General features: G+C 67.3%; 24 protein-coding genes. 8 read left to right on the top strand and 16 right to left on the bottom strand.

All coding sequences use genetic code 11. The annotated features are described in order from the left end of the window. Positions 1-6: 6 nt before the first annotated feature. Both A4R44_RS29125 and A4R44_RS47470 read left to right on the top strand, forming a co-directional pair. Positions 7-1,014, top strand: a complete 1,008-nt coding sequence (locus A4R44_RS29125) for a YhfZ family protein (protein ID WP_067587679.1) — start codon at positions 7-9, stop codon at positions 1,012-1,014. Positions 1,015-1,372: 358 nt separating this feature from the next. Then, on the top strand, positions 1,373-1,681 hold the full coding sequence (locus A4R44_RS47470; protein WP_157905024.1) for a carbohydrate kinase family protein: 309 nt from the start codon (positions 1,373-1,375) through the stop codon (positions 1,679-1,681). A gap of 251 nt (positions 1,682-1,932) precedes the next feature. Here the strand turns inward: A4R44_RS47470 and A4R44_RS29120 are convergent, their stop codons facing one another. From A4R44_RS29120 to A4R44_RS29100, 5 genes are all read right to left on the bottom strand, one after another. Then, positions 1,933-2,727, bottom strand: coding sequence for an MBL fold metallo-hydrolase (locus A4R44_RS29120; RefSeq protein ID WP_067587677.1), 795 nt, complete (start codon positions 2,725-2,727; stop codon positions 1,933-1,935). Between the two features lie 86 nt (positions 2,728-2,813). Further along, on the bottom strand, positions 2,814-3,638 hold the full coding sequence (locus tag A4R44_RS29115; protein WP_198545473.1) for an enoyl-CoA hydratase/isomerase family protein: 825 nt from the start codon (positions 3,636-3,638) through the stop codon (positions 2,814-2,816). Then, positions 3,635-4,387, bottom strand: a complete 753-nt coding sequence (locus tag A4R44_RS29110) for an enoyl-CoA hydratase/isomerase family protein (RefSeq protein WP_067587671.1) — start codon at positions 4,385-4,387, stop codon at positions 3,635-3,637. Before A4R44_RS29110 ends, A4R44_RS29115 begins: the two co-directional genes overlap by 4 nt. Then, positions 4,384-5,967: a class I adenylate-forming enzyme family protein gene (locus A4R44_RS29105; protein ID WP_067587669.1), complete on the bottom strand. Its 1,584-nt coding sequence runs from the start codon at positions 5,965-5,967 to the stop codon at positions 4,384-4,386. Before A4R44_RS29105 ends, A4R44_RS29110 begins: the two co-directional genes overlap by 4 nt. After that, positions 5,967-8,000, bottom strand: coding sequence for an NAD(P)/FAD-dependent oxidoreductase (locus tag A4R44_RS29100; RefSeq protein ID WP_198545472.1), 2,034 nt, complete (start codon positions 7,998-8,000; stop codon positions 5,967-5,969). The genes A4R44_RS29105 and A4R44_RS29100 overlap by 1 nt, the downstream gene beginning before the upstream one ends. Positions 8,001-8,293: 293 nt before the next feature. On the opposite strand from A4R44_RS29100, the gene A4R44_RS29095 reads away from it, so the two are divergent. From A4R44_RS29095 to A4R44_RS29075, 5 genes are all read left to right on the top strand, one after another. Next, a complete protein-coding gene (locus A4R44_RS29095; protein WP_067587667.1) occupies positions 8,294-9,274 on the top strand; it encodes a nitronate monooxygenase family protein in 981 nt (326 codons plus the stop codon). A gap of 47 nt (positions 9,275-9,321) precedes the next feature. Continuing rightward, complete coding sequence (locus tag A4R44_RS29090) at positions 9,322-10,356, top strand: NAD(P)-dependent oxidoreductase (RefSeq protein WP_067587665.1); 1,035 nt, start codon at positions 9,322-9,324, stop codon at positions 10,354-10,356. A 9-nt stretch (positions 10,357-10,365) separates the two neighbouring features. Further along, positions 10,366-11,232: a crotonase/enoyl-CoA hydratase family protein gene (locus tag A4R44_RS29085; RefSeq protein ID WP_067587662.1), complete on the top strand. Its 867-nt coding sequence runs from the start codon at positions 10,366-10,368 to the stop codon at positions 11,230-11,232. Positions 11,233-11,261: 29 nt separating this feature from the next. Next, complete coding sequence (locus tag A4R44_RS29080) at positions 11,262-11,636, top strand: NIPSNAP family protein (RefSeq protein ID WP_067587659.1); 375 nt, start codon at positions 11,262-11,264, stop codon at positions 11,634-11,636. A 64-nt stretch (positions 11,637-11,700) separates the two neighbouring features. Further along, positions 11,701-12,480 (top strand): HpcH/HpaI aldolase/citrate lyase family protein, encoded by a 780-nt coding sequence (locus A4R44_RS29075; RefSeq protein ID WP_067587656.1) that lies wholly within the window; start codon positions 11,701-11,703, stop codon positions 12,478-12,480. A gap of 76 nt (positions 12,481-12,556) precedes the next feature. On the opposite strand, the gene A4R44_RS29070 is transcribed toward A4R44_RS29075, so the two are convergent. From A4R44_RS29070 to A4R44_RS29035, 8 genes are all read right to left on the bottom strand, one after another. Continuing rightward, complete coding sequence (locus A4R44_RS29070; RefSeq protein WP_067587653.1) at positions 12,557-12,976, bottom strand: PPOX class F420-dependent oxidoreductase; 420 nt, start codon at positions 12,974-12,976, stop codon at positions 12,557-12,559. Positions 12,977-13,087: 111 nt separating this feature from the next. Then, a complete protein-coding gene (locus tag A4R44_RS29065; RefSeq protein WP_067587650.1) occupies positions 13,088-13,750 on the bottom strand; it encodes a TetR/AcrR family transcriptional regulator in 663 nt (220 codons plus the stop codon). 96 nt (positions 13,751-13,846) lie between these two features. After that, positions 13,847-14,875 (bottom strand): ABC transporter permease, encoded by a 1,029-nt coding sequence (locus A4R44_RS29060; RefSeq protein ID WP_067587647.1) that lies wholly within the window; start codon positions 14,873-14,875, stop codon positions 13,847-13,849. Beyond that, positions 14,868-17,399, bottom strand: coding sequence for an ATP-binding cassette domain-containing protein (locus tag A4R44_RS29055; protein WP_198545471.1), 2,532 nt, complete (start codon positions 17,397-17,399; stop codon positions 14,868-14,870). The genes A4R44_RS29060 and A4R44_RS29055 overlap by 8 nt, the downstream gene beginning before the upstream one ends. A gap of 56 nt (positions 17,400-17,455) precedes the next feature. Continuing rightward, positions 17,456-18,643, bottom strand: a complete 1,188-nt coding sequence (locus A4R44_RS29050; RefSeq protein ID WP_067587645.1) for a substrate-binding domain-containing protein — start codon at positions 18,641-18,643, stop codon at positions 17,456-17,458. A gap of 186 nt (positions 18,644-18,829) precedes the next feature. Next, positions 18,830-19,576, bottom strand: a complete 747-nt coding sequence (locus A4R44_RS29045) for a hypothetical protein (RefSeq protein ID WP_067587642.1) — start codon at positions 19,574-19,576, stop codon at positions 18,830-18,832. Further along, positions 19,573-20,475: an NAD(P)-dependent oxidoreductase gene (locus tag A4R44_RS29040; RefSeq protein WP_067587636.1), complete on the bottom strand. Its 903-nt coding sequence runs from the start codon at positions 20,473-20,475 to the stop codon at positions 19,573-19,575. The genes A4R44_RS29045 and A4R44_RS29040 overlap by 4 nt, the downstream gene beginning before the upstream one ends. A 129-nt stretch (positions 20,476-20,604) precedes the next feature. Continuing rightward, a complete protein-coding gene (locus tag A4R44_RS29035; RefSeq protein WP_157905023.1) occupies positions 20,605-21,816 on the bottom strand; it encodes an MFS transporter in 1,212 nt (403 codons plus the stop codon). 379 nt (positions 21,817-22,195) lie between these two features. Here A4R44_RS29035 and A4R44_RS29030 point away from each other — a divergent pair, with 379 nt between their 5' ends. Then, positions 22,196-23,536 (top strand): MFS transporter, encoded by a 1,341-nt coding sequence (locus A4R44_RS29030; protein WP_067587631.1) that lies wholly within the window; start codon positions 22,196-22,198, stop codon positions 23,534-23,536. A gap of 111 nt (positions 23,537-23,647) precedes the next feature. Here A4R44_RS29030 and A4R44_RS29025 read toward each other — a convergent pair whose 3' ends face one another. Genes A4R44_RS29025 through A4R44_RS29015 form a run of 3 tightly spaced genes read right to left on the bottom strand, consistent with a single transcriptional unit; the run spans position 23,648 to position 26,085 of the window. Further along, complete coding sequence (locus A4R44_RS29025) at positions 23,648-24,766, bottom strand: alpha/beta fold hydrolase (protein WP_067587629.1); 1,119 nt, start codon at positions 24,764-24,766, stop codon at positions 23,648-23,650. Positions 24,767-24,807: 41 nt separating this feature from the next. Next, on the bottom strand, positions 24,808-25,143 hold the full coding sequence (locus A4R44_RS29020) for a carboxymuconolactone decarboxylase family protein (RefSeq protein ID WP_067587627.1): 336 nt from the start codon (positions 25,141-25,143) through the stop codon (positions 24,808-24,810). Positions 25,144-25,203: 60 nt separating this feature from the next. Beyond that, the gene (locus A4R44_RS29015) at positions 25,204-26,085 is read right to left on the bottom strand and encodes an NAD(P)-dependent oxidoreductase (RefSeq protein ID WP_067587626.1); all 882 of its coding nucleotides are present in this window, start codon (positions 26,083-26,085) and stop codon (positions 25,204-25,206) included. Positions 26,086-26,146 lie beyond the last annotated feature (61 nt).

Below are 26,146 nucleotides of genomic sequence, written 5' to 3'. Positions count from 1 at the left end.
AGGCGGATGACCACGGGCACAGCCGAGTCCGCGACCCCGCAACAGGGACTGGAGGCTGCCCTCCGAGCGCTGGTCGTCGATGCGCTCGCGAAGGGAACCGGCGGCACTCTCACCACGAACACCGCGCTGCGAACGGAACTCGGCATCAGCGCGGGCACGATTCAGCGAGCGCTCGACCTGCTGGCGGACCGGGGCGCGCTGGCAACGGTCTCTCGCGGCCACCTCGGCCGACGGATCGAATCGGTCGATGTCGGCGCCGGGTGGCAACTGGCCCGGCTGGCACCGGTCCGCGTGGTGCTGTCACCGGCAGGCGCGGTCGAAATGGACGCGTTGGAACAGGCGATCGCGGCCAGCCTCGGCGAGCTCGGCATCCCGCACACCGTGCAGCATCTTCGAGGCGGCTCGCAACGACTGTCTGCTGTGCGGAACGGGGAGCATGACCTGACCGTGGTCTCGAGCGGCACCCTCGATGGCACTCGCGCAGCCGAAGCAACTGCATGGCACGGCACGGTTCGGACTCTCGAGCCCGGCACTTACTATGCTCCGGCCCGCCTGGTCACCGTCCGGAGGACGGACGCCCTGACCCGCGCCCCCGCTTCGGTCGCCATCGACCGCGACTCCTTCGACCACGAGGCACTGACTCGCGCGGAATTCCCCGGCGACGCGGGTTTCCGCTACGTGGACGTACCGTTCCCGGACGTTCCCGCATACGTAGCCGCGGGCATCGTCGACGCCGGGGTCTGGCACGTCACCCGATCGCCGATTCCCGTCGAACTCGCCGGGCTGTCCCTGCTCCCGATCTCCCGACCCGAAGCTGAGGCAGTGCGCGAGAAACTGTCCCGCGCCGTACTCGCGATGGGAGGCGCGCGCGAGGAGATCCGCGCCGTCCTGTCCGCACTTCAGTTCGCCCAGCTCGACGAGGAGCAGAACCGGGGATTCGAGGAGGAAGCCGAACGCGCTTCCCGTTTGCGGCGCGCCGCGAGAACCGCCGCGCAGCACACCGGCCGAAGCTAACCGACGACCAAGCCGTCGCTGCGCCGACGCATCCGACTCCGCACACAGCCCGGCACCGCCGAGAGCACCCGGCGATGCGTGCCGATGTCCCGAATTCGCCCCCGGCTCCGTCGCCGTCCAGGCAATCCGGCTGGAACGCTCGGCGTCCGTGCCGACCCAAGAAGACTGCGAACAACATCGCTGCCGCCCCAGGCTGGTCGCAACCACCGTGGTTGGGACCAGCTTCAACCCGTCAACCGCAATCCTGCCGTGCGACCGACCCATCCTCGTTCGCACCCGACAGACCCACCATCACCTATCGCACGAAATGCGCGACGCCTGCTTGCACGATGTCGCCCGGCCGCAACCGCGGAGTGCCGTGATCAGCGCGAAGCAGGTGGACTTCAAGCCGCCCCGAAGCTCCAATCAATCCAATTGCAGGTCCGGGGCAGAACTCGTCCCGGTACCGACGATCAATGCCGCTGACCCCACCGGCGCGGGCGACAGCTTCATGGCAAGCATCCTGCGAGACCTCTGGCTCTCCGGTCCTCCAACAGATCTCGCGGGCTGGGCCGGGATCACCTCGCGCGCAGTCGCCGCGGCAGCCATCACATGTTCTTCCCTGGGCGGTGCCGCCTCGATGCCCACCCGCAAAGAACTCGACACCGCGCACGCGACGGCCCGCTGATGTCCTGGGCCGGCTTAGCCGGCCCAGGACATCAGCCCGGACACATTGCTTGCAACCGTCTCCAGCCACGTAGCCAATACACCGATTCGTCGCCGCGGCACTAAGCAATGCGCTCCTCCTTGCCGGCCTTGACCCTCGACTCCGACGATCTCCGCGGGACGAAGCGCGAACTGGCGCAGCGCGCCGGTTGCTCGGCATGGCGCAAAGCGTGCAGGACTGCTCGGCTTGCGCCATGCCGTGGACCACCCCGTCTACGGCACCCAGGAAAACTTGCGTATCCCGTCAACCGTGAACAGACGACCGAACGCGAGCTCCGGAAAGTGCGCGGGCGCGAAGACATCCCCTGACTCGGCGAGTTCCTCAGCGAGGCGACTCCGCATGATGCCTGCCGCTACCGGGTCCACATCCCACATCCCGATCCATTCCGGCTCGGTGAGTTCGCCGACTGTGTGCAAGGTATCGCCCAGCAGCAAAGCCCGCTCGCCCTCGTCATGGACCACATAGACGGTGCTGCCGGGCGTGTGCCCGGGTGCTGGCCGGGCGATCAACCCGGGGAAAAATTCGGATTCACCGTCGATCGGCTCCACCCGGGATTCGATCGGCAGGATGAGGTCCCGGATCTTGGGCACCGCAGCCGGACCAGTCATGAAGTACGCCCAATCCTTCTCGTGCACCCGGAAGGTCGCGTTCGGGAAGGTGATCTCGCCGTGCGTCGTCGACCAGCCGATGTGGTCCCAGTGCATGTGCGTGAAGCACACATCGGTGACGTCTGCGGGCTCGACGCCGGCGCGGCGGAGGTTGTCGAGCATTTCTCCGGTCTGCGTGCTCTCGTCTGCGTACACGCCGCCGCCGGCGTCGACCAGGACGACCCGGTCCTTGATCCGGATGAGGAAGGATCCGATGTCGAGGCGGATGCGTCCGTTGTCGTCGGCGGGATGGTCCGGGCAGTCCCAGGACTTGCCGTCGGGATGCGACACCGCGTTTTCGATCGGCTCGCGGGCGACTCCGTCGACGATCGGCACGATTTCGAGGCTTCCGACCTTCATTTTCCGCTCCCGTCAGACGACGTCGTCCCGCTTCTCGCAACGGTAGAAGGTGCCGCACACAGTGTCAACACACGTGTTGATTCAAGCTAGAGGCCCTCGGGTAGTCCTTCGCCCGTGGCGTACGCGTGCGCAGCCGCCTTGAGTCCGACGTCCGCCAGCCAGGAGCGCAGAGCCGTGATGCCCGGCGTCGCGTGGACCATCGCGTTGAGCTCGGCTACGAAGGCAGCGATCTCCCGCGGATTGCCGGACTCGGCGGCTCGGTTCGCGGCCAGCTTCTTGATTCGCAACGCGTCCGCTGGCATTCGGCCGATCCGCTCGGCGTAGGACTCCGCGGTGCGGACGACCTCGCCCGCCGGTACCGCGTAATTGGCCCAGCCCCACTCGGCCGCGGTCCGGCCGTCGATGCGGTGGCCGGGAAGAAACGTCATCTCCTTCGCGCGCCGAGCACCGACAAGCGGCGCCCAGGTCGGGGCGACGAATCCGCCGCCGATCGGCACCACCGACTCCCCCACGCTGGCGTCCTCCGCCACGATGGTGAGGTCGGCGAATGTGCACAGCTGGGTCGCTCCGCCGATGCAGTAGCCGTGCACCGCGGCGATGATCGGCTTCGGGTGGTCCCAGATCTCCAGGTAATGATCCATGTACCCCTGCAGCCGCTCCCGGTCTTTTACCGGGTGGTTGCCGGATGCGTCTGCATACGCGACGTCCCGCAGGTCGTAGCCGGAGCTGAAACCCTTGCCCGCACCGCGAATGCCCAGCACCTTGGCTCCCTCGGTGCGCAGCGCCCGCAGTGCCGCGCTGAGATCTTGGAGCAGCGCGTGCGAAAGCGAGTTCGCCGCCTGCGGCCGGTCCAGGACGATCCAGCTGATGTGGTCGGCGTGCTCGACCGTGATGGTGTCGAACTCAGTCACGGGATTTCCTTGTCTCGAAGGGTTTCCTGCCATGCCGGCAAGCGGCGTTCACGGAAAGCCAATGCTCCTTCGCGGGCCTCGGAACTGTCTGCGAGCTCGACCGTGAGCGCCGCCGCTTTCTGAAGAGCGTCGGAGCGTTCGGCAGTCGCCATGGTCCGTACGAGTTCCTTGCAGGCCGCCAATGCGACCGGACCGCCGTCGACCAGACACTCGATCCACTGCTGTTGCTCATTCGCCAGTTCGACGGCCGGGACACTCGCGTTGACCAGTCCGATGCGGTAAGCGTGGTCTCCGCCGAAGGCAGCACCGGTGAGCAAGAGCTGGTTCGCGTCCGCTGGGCGGAGCCTCGGCACAATGATGGCGGCCGCCATCGTGGGCGCCTGGCCCATATGCGGCTCGGGGAGCGCGAACCTCGTTTCCCGAGCCGCGATCGCGAGGTCGCACGCAGCCATGATCCCGACTGCGAGGCCGAGACAGTTGCCCTCGACCCGCGCGAGGACGGGCTTGGGCGACTGGGCGATCGCAGCGTAGACACGCATGGTGGCGGCGATGACGTCTTCGACTGGCGCGTCTTCCTTGAGGTTGCCGCCGGAGGAGAACGTTCCGCCCGCTCCGGCCAGCACGATGACCCGTGTCTCGTCCTGAGTCGACAGTTCCTCAACTGATGCGGCGATCCCGTGCAGCACTGCGGTCCCGAGCGCGTTGCGCGTACGAGGATCGTCGATGAGGACCTCGGCGACCCCGCTCACGACTTGAACCGGTCGTGCACGGCGGACCGGTCCACGGTCGCTGTCTGGTCGAGCTTGATTTTCAACGTGGCCGTGCGCTCGAACTCGTCCCGGAACTCCAGGTATCGCGGCACCTTGAAACTGCTCACATTCTCGTCGAGGTAGGCGAACACGTCGTCAGCGGCCAGGCGAGAGCCCGGTTCGAGGACCACCTGCGCGAAGACCTCCTGCCCGCGTGCTTCGTCGGGCACGCCGACCACGAGAGCTTCCTTGATCTCGGGATGGTCCTCCAGCACCAGTTCGATCTCTCGAGGCGCGATGTTCTCCCCGGACCGGCGGATCATGCCGCTTTCGCGGCCCAGCAGCACCAGCGCCCCGTCCGGCGTGGTGTAGCCGAGATCGCCGGTCACGAACCATCCGTCGGAGGTGAACGCGGTTTTCGTCTGCTGCGGCTGGTTGAAGTACTCCGAGAAGCAGTACTGGCCACGAGCTTCGATCCGCCCGGGCACACCAGGAGCGTCGATCCGGGCGCCGTTCTGACCGATGACGCGGAACTCCGTCAGGTCGCCGATGACCGGTCCCGTATAGGTGCCGGCTCCGACAGATTCGAGGATCTCCCGGGGAACAGGGCCGTTTTTCGGCGTGCCGGTCGAGGTGATCTGGAGAGTCTCGGTGGAACCGTAGAACGTCATCCCGGTGACTCCGAAACGGTCCTGGAAGTCGGCCCAGTGGTCGTTGCGGCCGGCGATCACCATCCACCGCAGCGAGTGCTCGCGGTCGTCGTCGGCGGGTGGACGGGAGAGGATGAAGCTCGCCATGGGCGACACGAGATTCACGTGAGTCGCCCGGTAGCGGTCCACCAGCGTCCAGAACGACGAGGTCGAGTATCGCGACGTCTGCACGACGTCCGTGCCCAGCCGGCACGCGGTGAGGACATTCAGCAGCAGCCCCGCCTGGTGGTAAAGCGGGAGGAAGTTGAGCAAGTGCTCGTCCTCGCCGAAATAGCCGGCGAACAGGTCGAGGAACCCGCCGATCGAACCGTGTGAGCGCAGGACCAGCTTGGGCAAGCCAGTCGTGCCGGAACTGTGCAGGATCAGCGCCGGGTCGTCGGCGGTGACCGCCGGTCGCGGGTAGTCGGTGGCCGGGTCGTCCAGCATGACATCAGCAGTGGTGCAGCCGGAGATGCCAGCGAGCCGCGGAGCGTCGCCGAATGATTCGATCGCCCCGCGGACCGTCGTGCAGGTCGCGTCGTCGACCGCGACCGCCGCGGGTTCGAGCACGGCCAGCGTCGCGCGCAGTTCCCGCGCCTTGAAGTGGTGGTTGATCGGAGCCGGAATCGCACCCAGAAGGATCGAGCCGGCCAGCGTGGTGACGTAGTCGGTCTTCGGCAGCGCTACCAGGGCGACCCGGTCGCCGCGGCGTACGCCGCGGCGGTACAGATTCGCCGCCACGCGCTGTGCCCGAGCCGCGAACTCCCCATAGGCCATCGTCTCGGCCGGAGCCTTGTCGAGCTGGTCCACATAGGACATGAACGGCGCGTTGCCCAGAGCCCCCGCCTGCTCGAACATGTCCATCAGGGTCTGCGTTTCCCGCACCGCCATCACTCGCCGACACTCCGCTTCCGGATCTCGTAGTTCTCGAGGTCAGCCGTCCTCGTCATATGCCAGTAGTCGACGATCCGCCACGGGTTCGCATAGACGACGCGGCCGCGCGCGTTGCGATAGTAGGTCGTCACGCCCGGCTGCGACCACACCATCCGGCGGTGCGCCTCGTCGACCCGCTCGGTGTACTCCGCGTAGGCCTCCGGCTTCACGTCGACCGCCACCCCGCCCGCGGAACGCATCTTCTCCAGCAGATCCGCGATGTAGTCGAGCTGGCACTCGACGGTGTTGATGTAGCTCCCGCCGTGCCCGGGCGCCGCGTTCGGCCCGTACAGGCAGAACAGGCCGGGAAAGCCGGGGACCGTCATGCCCAGATACGCGCGGCAGTCGTCGCCGTCCCACACCGAATTCAACGATGCCCCGCCCACCCCTCGGACGTCCACTGTGGACAGGTAATGCACGACGTCGAATCCCGTAGCGAGGATCAGGACGTCGACCTCGATGTGCTTGCCACCAGCGGTGACGACGCCGTCGGGCACCACCCGCGCGATCGGGTCGACCACGAGCTCGACGTTCTCTCGCGTCAACGTCCGGAACCAGCCGTTGTCCAGCAGCATCCGCTTGCCGAACGGCGGATACGCCGGCAACGTCTTGGCCAGCAGATCGGCGTCGCCGCCCAGCTCGTTCTCCATGTACCGGGAGAAGAAGCGCCGGTGCCCGGCGTTGACCGCGTTGATCGACCGGCCTTCGTCCTGCCAGTCCGGGTCGACCTGCAGCGAAGCGTGGATCTTGTCGTTCATGATCCAGCCCAGCCTTGCCCGGTACCACGCCCGGAACACCGGCACCGTGCGCAACAGGCTCCGCAAACCCTCGTTGATCGGCTGATGGAACGCCTCGAACGGCGCCGCCCACTGCGGGCTGCGCTGGAAGATCGTCATCGATGCGACCGAGTCCGCGACGGCCGGCACGAGCTGCATCGCACTGGCTCCGGTCCCCACCACCGCGACGCGCTTGCCTTCGAGATCGGCGTCGGCGGGCCAGTCCGCGGTGTGATAGGTGGGCCCGGCGAACTTGTCGAGACCCGCGATCGGCGGAACTGACTTCGTGCCGAAGGCGCCCACTGCGCTGATGAGCACGTCGACTGTGTGCTCGCGGTTCCCGGAGTCGCTCCTGCGAACCCGCAAGGTCCAGTTCGATCGCACGTCGTCGTACTCGGCAGCCACGACTTCGGAGCCGAAGTGGACCCGGCTCGTCACCTCGTGCATTTCGGCGACCTGGCGCAGGTATTGCTTCAGGTGCGTCTGCGGCGCGTAGTAGAACGACCAGTCCCCCGGCTCATAGGAAAACTGGTACAGGTGGCTCGCTGTGTCCACACCGCATCCCGGATAGCGGTTGGCGTGCCAGGTGCCGCCGACGTCGTCGGAGCGTTCGAAAAGGACGACGTCCGCGCCGCGGCGCATCAGCGCAATCGCTGACGCGATGCCCGACACTCCTGCGCCGATGATCCCGACCGAGAGCCCGCTCAATGTCTTGCGAGGTCCCACGTCGAGGTCGTCGGCCGGAGCCATCGCCGAGATCTCCGACTGGATGTAGTCGGCGTACTCCCCCGGTACCTCCTCGCCGACGGTGAAGCGCAGGATCTCCAGTGCTTCGTCCGGCGCAAGCCGCGGAAGGGCGACCGGCTTGCCGTTGAGCCATTCCCGGATCGCAACCGCCGCGGCCGTCCGCACCTCCTGCTGGATGTTCTCCGGCAATCCGCCGCCGTCGCTCTCGGTGAGTCCCCGCGCCCGCTCCGGCCGGTAGCGCTCGGCCAGCCACTCGCGAGTTCCGGTGAGCTGGACCAGCGTCGCGATCAACGTCGGCACATTGGCGTTGGCGACTGCCGCGTCGACCGCTTCCGGCGTCAACGCGGGCGAGGGGATCCCGGACGGCACGGGCATGCCTGCCGGCTCCCCCGCCAGGCTGAACGGCACGACGGGCTCTCCCCACGCACGGGTCCCGCCGGAGTCGGTCCCGGGATTGTCGCTGGACATCAGGTTGAAATCCCCTCGGATACGGCCGGTGAACGCGTCCGGACACGCCTCTCGGACGAGAAAGCGGAGAGCTGCCGTTCGCCGGCGGATGACAGGAGGGCCACGCACTGGACCCGGCTCCCAAGGTAGAACGCCCGCACCCACGGAGTCAACACGCGTGTTGACAGAAGGCGTCCGACGGAGCAGGGTGTACCGCGAGTCAACAGTGACGTTGATGCCCTGGCGACCACTGTACGTCCGGCGGGCCGGCCGAGCACCCGGCGCGCGTGCGTTCCGACGGAAGGCGACACCACATGCTGCGCACTCGATTCACCGAGGAGTTCGGGATCGAGCACCCGATCGTCTGCGGCGGGATGACCGGAGTCGGCACCGCGGAACTGATCGCGGCCGTCGCCGAGGCAGGGGCTTTGGGCTTCCTGTCCGCGCTGACTCAGCCGACTCCCGCGGCTCTGGACGAGGAAATCCGGCGCACGCGAACTCGCACCGCCCGGCCGTTCGGCGTGAACCTGACGATCCTGCCCACGGTGAACCCGGTGCCGTATGCCGAATACCGGCAAGTGATCATCGACAACCGGATCCCCATCGTGGAAACCGCCGGCGCCAACCCGGCCGAGCACGTCCGCGCGTTCAAGGACGCGGGCATCAAGGTCGTGCACAAGGCCGTCGCAGTCCGGCATTCGCTGTCCGCGCAGCGCCTCGGCGTCGACGCGATCTCCGTCGACGGGTTCGAATGCGCCGGGCACCCTGGCGAGGACGACATCCCCAGCATGGTGCTCGTGCCCGCGGTTTCGGCTCAGGTCGGCCTGCCGACCATCGCCTCCGGCGGGTTCGCGACCGGAGCCGGTCTCGTAGCCGCCCTCGCCCTCGGCGCCAGCGCGGTAAACATGGGCACCCGCTTCGTCGCCACGGACGAAGCCCAGGTGCACGACAACGTCAAGCAGCAAATCGTCGCGAACACCGAACGCGACACCGCCCTGGTATTCCGAAAGTTCCGCAACACCGCCCGGGTCGCCCGCAACGCCGTCTCCGACGAGATCCGCGAGATCGAGCGGCAACCGGGCTCGACCTTCGACGACATCGCCGACCTCGCGTCCGGCGCTCGCGGACGGGAGTCGGTGCTCGGGAAGGGACTGATGGACGACGGGCTCTGGTGGGCCGGCCAGTCGCAGGCGCTCGTGCACGACATCCGCCCGTGCCGCGAGGTCGTCGACACCATCGTCGCCGAGGCGGAGGATCTGCTCGGAACGAGCCTGCCGGCCTTGCTGGCTCGCTGAAACCCCACCCCGCCCTCCCGGGCGGTGATCTGAAGGAGCCACCGCACATGGCAGTCATGGTGACCGGCATCGGGCACGCCGGCAGCTACGTCGTCCGCGACCTGCTCGCCGCGGGCGAGAAAGTCGTCCTCTTCGGACTGTTCGGCGGCCCCGGCGGACCGGACGCGCCGACGCCTGACCTGCATGTCCTCAAGCGTATTATCGGCGACGACTACGCCGACCGCACCGAAATCGTCGTCGGCGACATCAGGGACCTGGACGCGCTGAGCGACACGATGCGCACCCACGGCGTCACCAAGGCGGTGCACATGGCCTCGATGCTGTCCGCCGCGGTCGAAGCCAATCCGCCGCTCGCGATCCAGGTCAACGCAGTAGGCACCGCGAACGTCTTCGAAGCGGCGGCACGGCTCAAGCTCAAGAAAGTCGTGTGGGCCAGCAGCATGGATGTGTTCGGGCACGGTCCTGCCTACGCCGGCCAGACAATCAGCGACGAATCGGTCTACGACCCGCCTTACCTCTACGGCGCGACCAAGGTGTTCAACGAGTACCTTGCCCGCCAGTACGCGCGCAACCACGGCCTGAGCATCACCGGCCTACGCCTGAGCCGCATCTACGGATACGGGGAGCACATCAAGGCTTCCCGCGGCAGCGGCACCTCATGGCTCTCCTCTCTGCTCTACGACCCCGCGATCGGCAATGACGTCGAGGTCGTCGTGCCGTTCGGCGCGCGCTCCATGGACTTCGTCTACATCGAAGACGTCGCGGACGCCTGTCTGAAAGCCTTGGCACACACCGAACCCGGCTCGCGCGACTACCTCACACTCGGCGAATACCGCCCGATCAAGGACGCCTACGACTTCGTCCGCCGTGTCTTCCCGGCAGCACCGGTCCGACTCGACGAAAACGACGCTCCGCTCCCGCCCGGCTCGTCCATGACCTGGGCCGTCCGGCACGACGGAAGCCGTGCTGCCGCGGAAATCGGCTACGCGCCAAGGATCCGGCTGGAAGAAGGACTCTTGCGCACCATCAACGCCAATCGCGCCGACGCCGGCCTACCGCCCGTCGCCGCACCGAACAACTGAGGCCGATCGATGGATTTCAGCACTCTGGACTGGAACGTCGACGAACACGGGATCCTGACCCTCACACTGTCTCGCCCGCACCAGCTCAACGCCTTCTCTGTCACCATGGCGGCCGAACTGGAGCAAGCCTTCCGCCGGGTGCGCACCGCCGACGACGTTCGCGCGGTCGTCGTCACCGGTGCCGGGAAAGCGTTCTGCGCCGGCATGGACCTGTCCGCCGAAGGGAATGTGTTCGGATTGGATGAAACTGCGGCGCCGACCGCGGACGACTTGCGCGACCACCTGACAGAGCCGCCCTTCCAGGACGGCGTTCGCGACACCGGCGGAAAAGTCGCCCTCGCTATCCACGCCTGCGACAAGCCGGTCATCGCTGCGATCAACGGAGCCGCCGTCGGCATCGGGGCGACCATGACCCTGGCCATGGACATCCGCATGGCGTCGGCGCGCGCACGGATCGGTTTCGTGTTCGGCAAGCTGGGCATCGTTCCCGAGGCTGCGTCCTCGTTCTTCCTGCCCCGCATCGTCGGCCTCTCGAAAGCGCTCGAGCTCGTCTACGCCGCTGACATCCTGACCGCCCAAGAAAGCCTCGATGCCGGGCTGGTCCGGTCGATCCACGAACCGGACGAGCTGCTCCCGGCCGCGCACGCACTGGCGCTTTCCTTTGTGCGGGAACGTTCTCCGGCTGCCATCGCTATGGCCCGCCGGCTCCTCTTCGCCGGAGCCGGATCCGCGCACCCGCTCGACGCCCACCGTCGCGACAGCCTCGCCATGTGGCACGCGTCGATCGGCGACGGCAAAGAAGGCGTCGCCGCATTCCTCGAAAAGCGCGCACCGGTCTTTACCCGAACCGTCCATGACGTCCCCGACCTCGGCTGACCCAAGCCGCGGAACACGATCGGAGAACCATGCTCGTCGAGCAGCGCACGTACGACATCGACCCCGGAATCCCCCTCCCCGAGTTCCTCGACAACTACGAATCCCTCGGCCTGCCCGCGCAGAAGCGCATCCTCGAAGGGTTCTTGGGCTACTTCACCACTGAGTTCGGCACGCAGAACCAAGTGCGGCACTTCTGGGCGTTCCGCGATCTCGAAGACCGCAGGCGGCGCCGCGCCGAGCTCGCCGCGGATCCCGACTGGCAGGCCTGCATCAAGGTGGTCCGCCCCATGATCATCCGGTGGGACAACACGATCATGTACCCCACCGGATTCTCGCCCATCCGCGAACTCCCAGTGGCTCCGACCGAGCCGCTCACCGCGTTCAGCTACGGGCAGACCCCGTAGCAGCGGGCCACGCCCTTCCCCGACAACCCGGCCGCGGCGGTCCGCGGCCACCACGAGGACAACAGTGAACGAGAAACTGCGCAGCAAATTCGCCGCCGACGAGACCGCCTTCGGGCTGTGGGTGACCTCCGAAGCCGCGGCCGTGACCGAAGTCGCCGGACTGCTCGGCATCGACTGGATCTGCATCGACATGGAGCACGGCTACCTCGACTTCCGCGACATCCAGGGCCACCTGGCCGCGGCGCGCGGCACCGACCTGACCGTGCTCGTCCGTCCCCCGTCCCAAGACCTCGAACCGATCAAGCGCGCGCTGGACGTCGGCGCCCACGGGGTCATTCTTCCCCTGGTCGACACTGCGGACGAAGTACGAGCGGCCTACCAGCACTTCTATTACCCGCCGATCGGGCGGCGCGGGATCGGCGGCGAGCGCAGCGTTAAATGGGGCCTCGACCTGCAGTCGTACGTGGCCAACGCCAACGACGAACTGTTGTTCGTCCCGATGATCGAGACCCAGCGCGCCTACGACAACCTCGACGAGATTCTCGCCGCCGAGAAGATCGAAGCCGTCTTCCTCGGCCCCGGCGACATGTCCGCCAGCCGCGGCGCCGTCGGCGAATGGGAAGGCCCTGGCGTAGCCGACCTGAACCTTGACATCCTCCGCCGAGCCCGAGACCGCGGCATCCGCACCGGCATCGTCGCGCGGGACACTCCGGACGCCCAGAACCGCGTGAAGCAAGGCTTCGGGATGGTATCGCTCGGCTCCGACATCGGGCTGATGATCCGCCAGATCAGGTCCATGGCGACCGAACTCGGCAAGGAAACCGTTGGGCACCGCTGGTTCTGACCGGCAAAAGCAGAGCAGGGGGTGGGCTTCTGGTGAAGCCCACCCCCCGCTCTGCCGGCCGGACACCCGGCGGCGCTCAGTGCACCGCTTGCCACCGCCCCGTGATCTTGCCCGGAGCAATGCGGACGACGACGCGTTCGCCGTCGTTCTTCGATGCCGGGTTGAACGTGGCGTAATCCTGGCCCGTGTACTTCCGGGACAGCTCGTCCGGCAGCTCGCGGTCCGGACCGGGAGTGATGGTCGCAGTCCCGCGGATCGCGACGTACGCATACGGGTTCTCGGGCGGATTGATCATCACGGTCACCCGCGGGTCGCGAGCGATGTTCCGCCCCTGCACCCGGTCCACCGTGGTGGACAGCAGCAGATCTCCACCGTCGCGCTTGATCCACACCACCGTCAGGTGCGGCTGACCGTCGGGCAACACTGTCGCAAGCGTCGCGAAGACGCGAGACTCGTCGATGTACTTCTTGACTTCGTCCGAAAGCTCGTCTGCCACGTTAGGCGTCCTTCGTGGTTCGTGAACGGGTTGTACTCGCTTGTGCCAACCTCGCCACAGGCCACGGAATTCCTGCCGAACCAGGCAGTCGCATGAGAATTCGCGGCCACGCTACCTCTGAGTGAGCCCCGACAGCGTGATCACCGCGAACTCCTTCGCGACCGTCGCCGCATCGTAATGCCCGTCCGGGCGGAACCATCGGTGCGTCCAGTTCAGCATGCCGAAGATGGCGTGCATCGCCACCTCCGGATCGACGTCGGAGCGCAGGCTGCCGTCGTCCATGCCGTCCTGGAGAATGGAGCGGACGACAGCCTCGTAGCGGCGCATCCGCTCGACCTCGTCCCTCGACCATTCGGTCCGCGCATCGGTCACCCGGCGCAGTTCCCGCACCAGCACCGTCCACTGCGGATAGCCCTTTTCGTGCGTCTGCAGGTGATGCACCATGATCAGCTCGAGCTTCTCCGCCGCGCTCAGCTCACGCGCGGCGATCTCCTCCGCGGCTGCCAGGTTGGACGCGAGCATGCCCGAGCACACCTGCTGGAAAAGCTCTTCCTTGCTGGACGCGTAGTAGTACACCGAAGCACGGTCGGTCCCGGCGCGCGCCGCGATGTCGTTCAGGGTCGTGGCGTCGTAGCCGACTTCGGCGAACGCCTCGGCGGCTGAAGCGAGGATCTGGGCCCGCTTCTCCGCGTAGTTCGCGTTCTCCTTGGTCTGCGCCAGCTTCCGCCGACGGTCCAGACCGCTCGAGTCTTTCGACCCCCTGGGATTCGCCACGTTCCTCGTCCTCTGCTGCTCGTCCCGCCCTGGACAACTCAGTCTGTCTACACTCATGTTGACACACAGCTCGGCAGGGCGGCCAGCCGTACCCGCTCAGGCTTCCGTCGGCGCCCGGTGCGACGGGCGCACGAGACGCCGCGCGTAGCCGCGGACTTCCGCGAGCGAGCCGCCGCTGTTGAGCAGTACGGCGATCGCGATGGCGGCGGCTTGGACGAGGTAGGTGATCGACGACGGCGCCCCGGTGGCCGTCAGGAAGACGTTGAGCTGGCTGACGAACACCGCGCCGACCGCCGTACCGACGATCCTGCTGCGGCCGCCACCGAACGCCGTCCCTCCGACGATGACCGCGGTGATCGTCGAGAACAGGTAAGGGTCGGCGATCGTCGTCGCCGGAGTCTGCAGGTACCCGGCGAGCAGGATCCCCGCGATGCCGAAGCACAGGCCGGCCGCGGTGTAGGTGCCGATGACGTAGCGAGACACCGAGATCCCGGCCGCCCGTGCCGATTCCGGCTGGGCGCCGACGGCGGTCAGCCGCCGCCCCCAGACTGTCTTGTTCACCGCGACCGCGGCGATCACGACGAATACAGCGGCGACGTACCACGTGTTGGGCAGCCCGAACGTCTTGGCGCTCGCGAGCGCTGCCAGGTTCGGCGGAACTGCCTGGAGCACCCCGCCGGTGTAGCTCTGCACAAATCCGAGCATCAAGGCGTTGACGGCGAGAGTCGCCACGATCGGCGGGATCCGCAGCTTCGTGACCGCCACGCCGTTCAGCAGGCCGCCGAGCACCACCGCGCCAAGGGCGAGCAGGACCGCACTGCCGATGCGGCCGTCCTGCCGGTCGGCATGACCGGTCACCACCGCGGCTGCCAGCGTCATGGAGCCCGGCACCGAGAGGTCCATGCCGCCGCTCTGAATGGTCAGGCACTGGCCGATCGAAGCGATCACCAGCACCGCGGCGAACGGCAGCATCGCCAGCAGACCGGAGGGCGCCAGTGTTCCGGGCACGAATATCCCGCTGACGATCGCGAGCGCGGCCAGCGCCACCCACACCATCAGAAAGTCGAGAGATTTGAGCGAGCTTCCCGGTAGGTGCTTCGCCCCGGGAATCGACGATTCAGCCATTGTTGCTCCGCAGTCGTGAGTAGATGCCCGCCGCGGCCAGGGTCAGGATGCCGACCAGGTAGGTCTGCCACGCGGTGCCGAGGTCGAGGAAAGTCACTGCCGAATTGACGACGACGATGAGGAGCGCACCGGTCAGCGCCCCGGCGAACGCGCCCCGTCCGCCTTTGATGCTGGTCCCCCCGACCACCACCGCGGTGATGCTGGTCAGCGTGTAGCTGACGCCGGCGTTCGCGTTGCCGGCACCGACCTGATTCATCAGCATCAGCGCGGCGAGGAAGACCAGCGTGCCCGCCACCAGGTATGCGCTCAGCTGGATCCCTTTGACCCGGACGCCTACCGCGCGCGCATGTGACGGCGATGAGCCGACGCCGCGAAGGGAGACTCCCCACGTTGTCCGCCGGACCACCACGTCGAGCATCACTGCGAGAACGATTGCGACCACCGCGGCGATCGGAACAAACCCGACTGTGGTCGCGACGGTGTCGAGCACTCCTTCGTCGAACGTCCCGCCCGGCACCGGGCGCAGCAACAGGGACAGGCCTTGCAATGCGGTATAAGTGACCAATGTGGTCAGCAACGGCGGGATGTTCACCAGCATCGGCACGAAATTCAGTGCCGCGACGACCAGCGCGATGCCGATCATGAGGAGGAATCCCGAGACGAATGGTTGCGCGCCCGCCCCGGGCAGCAGGTAGAACGACGCCACGACGCCCAAGAACCCCATGAGGGGGCCGACTGACAGATCGATCGCGCCTACGAGCATCACCACTTGCTGAGCGAAGCTCGCGAAAGCGAACGCGGCGAACGTGGTGAGGAGCCCGCTCAGAGCCACGTTCGATAGGAACGTCGGATTCTGGGTCCAGCTGTACAGAGCCAGGGCGAGGGTGAGCACGAGCGTGATCACCGGCGGGGCGAAGTCGCTGCCGAGGAGTTTCTTGACCGTGCCGCGCTTTTCGGCCGTGCGGTCTTCGCGCGCCGCGGTCGACGTCAGGGCGGCTTCGACGATCGCGTGCTCGGTCACCTCCGCACCGCGCAGTTCCTTGACGACGCGGCCACGCGAGAACACCAGAACCCGATCGCACAAACCCTCGAGCTCGGCCTGGTTCGACGACACCACGACGGCTGCGCCTCCATCGGACAGCGCGCCGCGCAACAAGGTGTAGATCTCGGCGCGAGCGCCGATGTCCACACCCTGGGTCGGTTCGTCGGCGAGGATGACCTTCGGCCGCCGTTCCAGCGCTCGGCCGAACACGGCTTTCTGCTGATTGCCGCCGGACAGGCTGTCGATCGGCGTGTCCATGCCAGGAGTCGCGACCCGGAGGTCCCGGATCCGCTCGCCGACGGTTTCCCGTTCGTCGCGACGACTGACGATCCCGAGACGAGACAGCCGGCCGAGGACGCCGACAGCGATGTTCTCGCGGACACCAAGGCCTTTGAGCATGCCTTCGCGGTGTCGGTCGTTCGGCACGAACGCGATGCCGCTCCCGGCGGCGGCCGGCGTCCGGTTCCGCGCCACCTTCCGACCGCCGACGGACACCTCGCCGCGGGAGGACCCGACCCCGGCCAACGCCCGGATCACTTCCCGCTGGCCGTTGCCCTCTACCCCGGCGAGGCCGACGATCTCGCCCGGAAACACGTCGAAACCGACGTCGGCGAAACCGTCTCCGTTGAGCCCTGACACAGTGAGCACAGGCGTCTCAGCAGGCTCGCTCGCAGCTCGTTTGGCGGGGAACTCGGCGTCCAGCTCCCTGCCGACGATCCGGGTGACGACGCTGCCGTAGTCGGCCTCGTCCGCCTCCAGCACGCCCTGCATGACGCCGTCGCGCAGGACGCTGATCCGGTCGCAGATTTCCAGGACTTCGGAGATGTGGTGGGAGATGTAGACGACCGCGGTCCCCGCCGCCGCCAGTCCGCGCACCACCCGGAACAGCGTGGCGACGTCCTCGGCGACCAGGTGCTCGGTCGGCTCGTCCAAAATCAGCACGGACGGCCGTTGCGCGCACGCCTTGCTCAGCTCGACGATGAACCGGCGGTCGGGGCTGAGGTCGCGGACCGGCGTCGCCGGGTCGATGGATCTGGTCCCGGTCCATTCCGAAAGCACCCGGGCCGCCCACTCCCGGGCGCTCCCCCATCCAGGCCGGTGCTGCGGGGCCTGCCCGAGGACCATGTTCTCCGCCACGGTGAGATCTGCCATGAGCGCAGGCTCCTGGTGGACGATGGCGAGGCCGGATTCGCGCGCCGATGCCGGGTCCGCTCGGGTCAACCGCGCCCCGTCGATCCACACCTCGCCGCTGTCCGGTTCGACGGTGCCGGCCGCGACACCCACCAGGGTCGATTTTCCGGCGCCGTTCTCTCCGACCAGGCCGTGGATCTCGCCGGGCCGCACGGTCAGCGCCACGCCGTCGAGGGCGCGGACCCCGGGATAGGTCTTCGTGACGTCCCTCATCGTCAATGCGGTGTCCGACGGGGTGGCCGCGGGTGGCTTCGTCCGTTCGAGGTCGACTGTGACCTCGTCTGCGCTCATGGGGGGGGAACCTTTCTCACTCGAGGCAGTGATCGCCTGAACCGGTGCGGCCGCAGCTATTTGACCGCTGCCGCGATCTCCTGCGCGGTGAGCGCCATGGTCGGATCCGCGTCTGCCGGCAATGCGGGGTCGCACTTGGGGATCTGGTGATTCAGCGTGTCCACATAGGTCGCGAGCTTGACGTAGGTCTCGGCGTCGTCGGGCCCGAGTTCCGGTGCACGGATTCCCTGGTAGGCAGCGATCGCCTTGGCGAGGGCGAGAGCAGGCACATTTCCCGACGCATCAAGACTGATCATGTTGATGTTCGGGTCTTTCTTCCGCGCGGCATGGAGATCGCACAAGACGCCGCTGGTGATTCCCGTTCCGGCGATAGTCGGCACGGGACGCCCGGCATTCTGGAAGGCGCGGATCACCCCCGACGCGACGGCCGCGTTCGTCAGCACGAGTCCGTCGATCTCGGGGTACTTCGAGATCACCGACGCTGCCGCCTGCGCGGACGCGGCGATGTCCCAGTTCCCCACCACCGGAGAGGGCTGGAGGAATTCGACGTGCGCACCCGTATCCCGGATTGCTTTCTGCATCTCGGACACGACGAGCGGGTCGAACGTGTTGCCCGCGGTGCCGCCGATCACGAGGATCTTCGACGTGCCTTTTTTCTTTGCGGCGTCGAGGAATTTCACGAAACGCGTCCCCATGTCGGCGAAGTCCTGGACCACGCTCGCCGTGACGCTCTTCGGCACGACCGCGTCGCCCAGCGGCGCGTTGCTCACGCCGATCTTCAAACCGAACTGTTGTGCCTTCCGGAAGGCAGGCAGGGTCTGGGTGCCGAAGACCCCGCTCGTGGCGTAGGCGACGTTGAAACCTTGCGCCGCCCAGGCATTGAGCGTGTCGTTGAACTTGGTCGCGTCGCCTTGCGCGTCGTAGGTCTCGATTCCGGTGATGTTCGGGCAGTAGGCCTTGAACTTCGCGATGACCGCCTGCATCTCGACGGTCCAGGTGTTCCCGCCGAATCCGGTCAGGTTCCCGACCTTCATCGGCTTGTGCCCGCAGTATTTCGCCGGGTCGAAGTTCAGCACTCCGTTTTTCAGCTGCAGCGCCTGCCCTTCGGCTTTGCCGTGGTCGGTCGCGGCATCGGAGACTTGCGCCGCGCAGCCCGTCGCGCCCAGTGCGGCGGTGGCCAGCATCGCGGCCGCCGCGACGAGGCGACGTCCGGGCGAGCGACGACGGTCGTGCTTGCTGCTCACGTGCTCTCCTGAAAGGTATGTCCACAATGGATTCAACAGAGGAATGCGGAGCGTCCGCGAATCGGTCTTCGGCTGTGACCTGGCCCACGCGCTTCGCCCAAGACGCTAAGCGTGCCGCCGGACGTTGTCAACACTCGTGTTGAAATCGTGGTTGCGACAGCCCTGTGCACTGCTTTCGCGGGCGACTTACGCGGTGCGTGCCGCGGCCGCGTGGCCCACGGCCATTTCGATCCACCGCGTCCACTCGACCAACAGCTGGTCCTGATGAGCTTCGACGACCCGGGCGGGCACGGCCGATCCGACATACATTCCCGCGTGCAGCCGCAGCAGGCCGGAGTCCTGCCGGATCTGGCTCATGAACCGGACCGTGTCCGTGCCGTCCGCGAGGCGTCCCACACCCACGGAAACCGGTTCATAGCCGGGAAGCGGTGCGGCGGGGGCCCATTCCGGACCGTATTCGCAGTACATCCGGAACGGCACGTGCCCGAGTTCCTCGACCACCATCAAGCGTCGTTCGCCCGCTGCGGTCTCCGCCCAGTCGAAGAGGTAATGCTCAGGAAAGGCCGGATACATGATCCCGTGGAGATCGTCGAGCGCATCCGACCACCACGCAAGGAATTCGGTCTTCGTGATCTCCGTGGCTTCGAGGTCGACGAAGCACGGCTGCCACGTCCCGGCCGATGCGACAGCCCATTCCCGCCACTGGGCGTCGGAGCGTTCGATGTCGGGGGCCAGCAGAACTGCCATCTCCGTCGGCGGGATCCGCTCGTGCAGCAGCCGGAGCGCGCGCCGGGCCGACTCGAGTTCTAGCCGATCGAGGTCGGAGTCGATCAGCCGACCGTCGACAAACCCGCGAACCGGCGAACGCACCGCCGCGGACGCGGGCTGCTGCACGATGCGATCGGTTTCCTCCCCGCGCGTGCGGCGGTTCACGCGAACCGGTATTCGGCGGGAACGACGTGAGTGCCGGCGAGGCGGTCCATCATCAGCGCGGTCGAGTCGACCTTGGTGTCGAAGCCCATCTCGTTGATGCACATCCGGTAGATCTCGCGAGTCACGTTGCCGACTAGGAGCGGCACGCCGGCTTCCTGTCCGAGTTCGCAGGCCAGCTTCAGGTCCTTGTGCGCGAGTCCGACACTGAAGCCGTTGCTGAGGTCTCCGCGGACCACCTGCGGCCCCATGACGGCGACCAGCCAATCGTTCCGCGCGCCGCCGGCCGACATGATTTCGACCGCACGACCGGGCTCGACGCCGTGCTTGGCCGCGAGCGCGACGCCTTCCAGCGTCGCCCAGCGGATGATGCCGGACACCAGGTTGTTGACCAGTTTGACGAGGTGTCCGTTGCCCGGTCCGCCGGCATGGAAGAGGTTCGGGCTGATCCTGCCGAGGATCGGCGCCACCCGTTCGTACAGCTGCGCGGTGGCGCCGACCATGATCGCAATCGTGCCTTCCGCGGCCCGCAGCGGGCCGCCGCTGACCGGCGCGTCGACGAGATCGACCTCAAGCTCCGCCAAGCGTGCCGCGATCTCCCGGGTTTCTCTCGGATCTCCGGAAGTTTGGTCGACAACAATGCTGCCCGGCTTGAGCCCTCCGGCCAGGCCGCCGTCTTCGAAGATCGCGGCGCGCACCTGAGCGGAGGTCGGCAGGCAGAGGAAGACGACGTCGCAGTCAGCGGCGAGGTGCGCAAGCCCCGACGCTGCCGTCGCCCCGCCCGCCACCAGCCGCTCGACCGCGTCCGGATTCAGATCGAAGACTCTGAGGTCTCCGCCTGGTGCCAGGCGCGCCGCGAGCGGGCCGCCCATGTTGCCGAGGCCCACGTATCCGATTGCCACAGGAATGCCTTTCGCTGCTGGAGACGTCGCGCCGCGGAGTGCGCGGCGCCGACCAAGCGGGGCGAACGTTAGGCGAACCGCCCCACTCAGTCAACACCAGCGTTGACACCGCGCCCTGCGGTGCGCGGCTCACTGCACGGCTCGAGCTTCCTCGGCTCGGCGCAACAAGGCAGGCACGCGGATCAGCGTCAGCAGGGCAACGAGAGCGAACCCGGCGCCCAACAGCGGCGTCGCGAACACGCCGAGGCTGCCGACCACGATGCCGCCAAGCGCCGATCCGAGCGCCATGCCTGCCTGAGTCAGGACGACGCCGATGCCCATCGCCATTTCCGGCGCACGATGGCCGGCGAGCAGCAACGCCTGCTGCCAGGCCAGAACGAGGCCGGCGAATGCCGCGCCCCACACGAACACCAGGACGAGGATTACCGGAACCGACGCTATTCCCGCGGCGAGTACCGCCAACGACGCGGCCATGAGCAACGGCATGCCGATCAGCGCCGCGAGGCGGGAACGGGCGGCGACGAACCCGGCGATCCACACCCCGGCGAAGCCGCCGACGCCGAACACGAACAGCACCACGCTGGTCAGCGCTGGCGGCGCACCGACCTCTTCGAGGTAGGAATCGACGTAGGTGATGACTCCCATGTAGCCGAGCATGAGCAGCGCCCAGCCGAGACCGATCCTCAGCACGCCGGGCTCGCGAGCGACGCGCAGCAGCCCGAGGGATTCCGCTCTCCGGGCCCGGACCGGCGGAATCGTCAGGATCAGCAGCACCATGCAGGCCAAGGCGACCGCCGCCGCGACGATGAAGCTGGTTCGCCAGCCCAGCGTCGTCCCGACGAACGACGCCAACGGTGCGCCGAGCGCGATCCCGAGCGTGTTCGCGCCGATGACCATGCTCAGCGCTCGGGCCTCGCGACGCGGACCCGCCATGCCCGCCGCCACGGCCGGTGCAAGCGACATGAGAAGCCCGTGTGCACCGCCCGCGACGAACCGGCCGATCAGCGCGGGACCGAGACCCGTCGAGGCCGCGACGAGAAGATTGCCCGCGACGAACACCACGAGCGCGCCCGCGAGACTGAACCGCCGCGTGAACCGCAGAGTCAACGACGTCAGCGGGAGCGCGAGGAGCGCATTGCCGAGCGAGTACAACGCAGTCAGCGAGCCGGTGGCAGCAACGCTGGCGTGCAGGTCGGGCGCGATGCGGGTAAGCAGTCCGGCGGGACTCAGTTCCACAGTGAGAGCAAGGAAACCCGCAGCGGCGAGCACCAGCATCGCCGCCCAGGGAAACCGGTCGGAGGCCGGATCGGCGGCCGAAGACAGGGTCGAGGTGTAAGTCACGAGGTCCTTCCGAGAACGAGACGGCCGCGGCCGATTGCCGACCGGCTCCGTCAACACAACAAACCTCCTCCAGGAAAGCGGCGAACCCGGCCGCGCGGGAGAGCCGCTCCCGCCACGGAACTGGCCCACCGGGGTACCGGCAGACCCCCTCTCGGCGGAGGCGGACCGGCGTGCCCGGGATCTCCGGCCGGAGCGGCCCCTGTTATCAACACGAATGTTGACTCACGCCCCCGGCCGTGTCTACGCTCTCCGGGTTCACGCCGCCGAGGCAGGCCCGTCTGGCCCCTCGGTCCCGATGCACGCCCACCAGGGACGGACTCCTCATCGCCTGGGCGAGCGTGCACGCCCGCCGGATCCTTCGGAGATCAAAGGAGATTCCATGGATCGTCAGGAGAACTTGCTCGCGCCGGACGGCTCTGCCGGAGCCGGCGTCGCCCACGCCGCGTCCGCGGCCAAGAACAAATGGCGCGTCGCGTTCACGAGTTCGATCGGCAACCTGATCGAGCAATACGACTTCTCGATCTACGGCGTCGCCGCGGCGCTGGTATTCCCGAAGGTCTTCTTCCCCGGACTCAGCAGCGCAGCCGGAATCCTCGCGTCCTTCGCCACTTTCGGCGTCGCGTTCGTGGCCCGCCCCCTCGGCGGAGTCCTCTTCGGACACCTCGGAGACCGCTTGGGCCGCAAGAAGACCTTGGTCGCCACGCTCGTCCTCATGGGCGTCGCGACAACCTTGATCGGAGTGCTGCCGCCGGCTTCCGTCCTCGGTGCCGCGGCTCCCATCGCCCTGATCGTGCTGCGCGTAGCGCAAGGTCTCGCCGCGGGAGGCGAATGGGCAGGCGCCAACCTTTTCGCCGCCGAGCACGCGCCGGTCGACGAACGCGGCCGCTGGGCGATGTTTCCTCAGCTCGGTTCCGCGATCTCGTTCAGCCTCGGCAATGCGACCTTCCTCCTCACCGGCGTGGGCATGAGCGACGAGGCGTTCCGGACCTGGGGATGGCGAGTTCCCTTCATTGCCAGCGCGCTCCTCGTCGCGATCGGCCTCTACATCCGTCTTCAGATCGAGGAGACACCGGTGTTCCGGCGCGCAGTCGCCGACGACGGCGTGCTCCGGACCCCTTTCGTCGAGGCGCTCAAGCGCCAGCCCCGGCAGATCCTGGTGGGATGCGGCCTCGGGCTGATGATGGGGTCTTTCTACTACATTTCCGCGACGTACCTGACGTCCTACGCTTCCGCTGATCTCCATCTCAGCCGCACCGCGGTGCTCTTGGCCGGGATGATCGGCGGTCTGTTCGTTCTCTTCGGAGCGCTTGCCAGCGGCCTGTTGAGCGACCGCATCGGACGCCGGACCCTGCTCGTCGGCGCGAACGCGACCGGCGTCGTCTGGTCCTTGGCCCTGTTCCCGATACTCAGTCTGGGCGGCGTCTTCGTCTTCGCGATCTGCTTGTGCGTCACGCTCTTCCTGTCCGGGTTCGTTTCGTCGCCGCTCGGCGCTTTCCTGCCTGAGCAATTCCGGACCCGATACCGCTACACCGCCTCGGCCATCTCGTACAACATGGGCGCGCTCCTCGGCGGCAGCATTCCGCCGCTGGTCGCCCCCGCGCTCGTCGGCGCGTTCAGCCCTATCGCATTGGGTGCTTTCCTTGCGCTTTACGCGCTCATCGCGACTGCCTGTACCCGAGCGTTGAAGGACGGCCGGAAGTCTTCGTTGAGCGAGGTCTAACGGCTCGATCGGCCCTTCGCGCCTTGTTCCGCCGGTCACCGAGTGACCGGCGGAACAAGGCTTCGCCGGCGGCAAAGAGTCTGCCTGCCGGCAAAGTCGTGGACCCACACGTCAATGGCTCGGTCCGAGGTGGGGCTCGTCGTGGCCGTCCAGCCCGCGCGACGCCAGGAAGTCCTCGATGACGCCGGCCACTTCCCGGTTGTTGAGGTCCGACATGGGAAAGTGGGTATTCCCGCGGATGCCCAAGGAAGGCAGTTCCAGATACGACGCGTCACCGCCGCGCGCGTTCACCGCAGCCACGAACTGCTTCGCGCGCTCGCGAACCATCCGCCACAGCTCGACTCCGAACTCCTCGTGCGGCTCGGACGCGATGTTGTCGCCGTACACGAGCAGGATCGGCATCGACGCCAGCCGGGCGAAATCCGCCGGTGCGATCAACTGCGGTGCCATGTATGCGCGAAGCGTCGCTGAACTGGTCGGGATGTCGTCGGGCACGGCATCGCTCGGGAACGTGAACTCTCCCGGCTCCAGTCCTACGACGGCCTTGACCAACCCAGGCTCTTCCGTGGCCGTGACCCAGCCGAACTGGCCGCTGTGCGAGTGCGTGACGAGCACCGACGGGCCGACTTGTCGCACCAATTGCGCGACAGTTTCACCAACGAACGCCCGGTATCCGGCGTCTGGATAAGGCTCCGGTCCGGTGCTGGGAGTCTGCTGCCGGAGAAACTGCTCGACCGAGCATTCGTCCTGGGGAAACTGGACACCGGGGAAGTACTCGCGCGGGCCAGGCGGACACCACCTTCCCAGCCGGTGGTTTTCCCACGCGGTGCTCTCCCCCTCGTCCGGGAGGATTGCCGTCGGCGGAGCGTCTTCGGTCGTGCGGCCGGCTCGGCCGCGGCGGGGCTGGTCGATGATGTAGAGCGGCCAGCCCCGCCGGGTGAAGATCTGCCAGAAGCCGTCGCGTCCGTCCGGAGTGGACTCCCAAGTCCGGCCGGACTGCCCGAGCCCGTGCCACAGGATCAGCGGCAGGGTGCGAGCCTGCTCCGGGAGGAAGAACTGCGCGTAGCCGTGATCTCCGTGCCGGGTGTCTCCCGACGCGTTTCGGGCGACGCGTCCGCCGAAGAAGAAACTCCCCATGCTGCGCAGCGTGATCGGCCCGTCGTCGTCAGGCGGGCCAGAACTCCCCGCGCTCGACGGCTCCGACGGCTCCGCGCTCCGCGCATACGGCATTCTGGTTCGCTCCTCTGCGTTGTCTCCGGGCGGAGGACTCGTTACGGCTTCCACGATTCGTCGAGCAGGTGCGCGACGTGCGACGCGGCGTCGATCCCCGCGCCGCCGGAGAACAGAACTCCGACCCGGAGTGCTTCTTTGAGTTCCTGAGCGGAGGCACCCTGCGATCGCGCGGTCTCCGCGTACAACCGGAGCGGATCGATGTTCTTCTGCGCGGTGCATAGCGCGACGACCATGAGCAGCTTCTGGTACCGCGGGATCACGCCACCGTCGAGCACGGAGCTCCGCCACGCGAGGTATGCGGTGAAAAGCTCCTCGTCCCGCTGAGCGTATTCGATGTGCGATGCGGGCAGGCTGGACCCGATCTCGGACTTCATCGCTGCCAGAGTCTGCGAATCCGTTGTCATTGCTGGCTCTCCCGTCACTAGTGCTGAGGTTCAGTCGTTCCCGCGGCTCGTGCCGACGATGTGCCAGTTCTCGTAAGTCTCGTCGCCCAGGTGCGAGATCACGTTCGCCAGCGCTTGGATCAGCGGATACGAGCCGCTCGACTCGCGCGCCAATGCCGTGCCCAGGCCGATGTCCTTGCGCATGATCGGCGTCACCGCGTCGAATTCGCGCCGGGCGCCGGCAAGGTGCGCATACGCGCGGGCGACTTCCCCGGCATCCGCAGTCAGCCAATTGCGGCCGCTGCTCGCTTCGAAGATCGGCGCGACCTCGGACGGTGCCAGCCCGTGCTCGAGCAGCAGCCGGTACACCTCCGCGGACGCCAGCGTGTTCACGTTCCCGAGAACGTTGTTGGCAATCTTTACCAGCTGAGCGGAACCGACCGGGCCGCAGTGGAAAATGTTGCGCCCCAGTAGGTCCAGAACCGGCTTGACGGCTTCGAAGTCCGCTTCATCGCCCCCGACCAGCACGGAGAGCGTGCCTTCCGCGGCTCGCACTGCGCCGCCGCTGATCGGGGCATCGATCAAGCGAAGACCTTTTTCGTTCAGCTGGTCGCGCAATGCGACCAGCATCACCTGGCCCACGGTGCTCATCACCACGACGAGCGGCTTGTGCGTGCCGAGTCCGGACACGAGGCCGCCCGCACCGAGAAGGGTTTCCCGCACTTGGTCGCCAGTAGCGACTACGACCAGGACGATGTCGGCGTGGCCGCACCCCGCCGGTTCCTCGGCGACCTTAGCCCCGGATTCGGTCAAGGGCCGGACTGCCTCCTGTCGCTTGTCGCACACTGTCAGCTCGTGCCCGGCTTCTTGGATCCGGCGGGCGATGGGCGCTCCCATCGCCCCGAGGCCGATGACCGCTGCCGACTGCGCCATTGCTGCTCCTTGCTTGGTGGATGTGTGCACGGCTTGCTGGATGTGTGCGCGCGACGGGGGC

The sequence above is a fragment of the Amycolatopsis sp. M39 genome (assembly GCF_001651785.1).
Lineage (GTDB): Bacteria > Actinomycetota > Actinomycetes > Mycobacteriales > Pseudonocardiaceae > Amycolatopsis > Amycolatopsis rubida.
The sequence above is the reverse complement of the archived record's forward strand: the minus strand, read 5'-3'. Positions and strand labels throughout refer to the sequence as shown.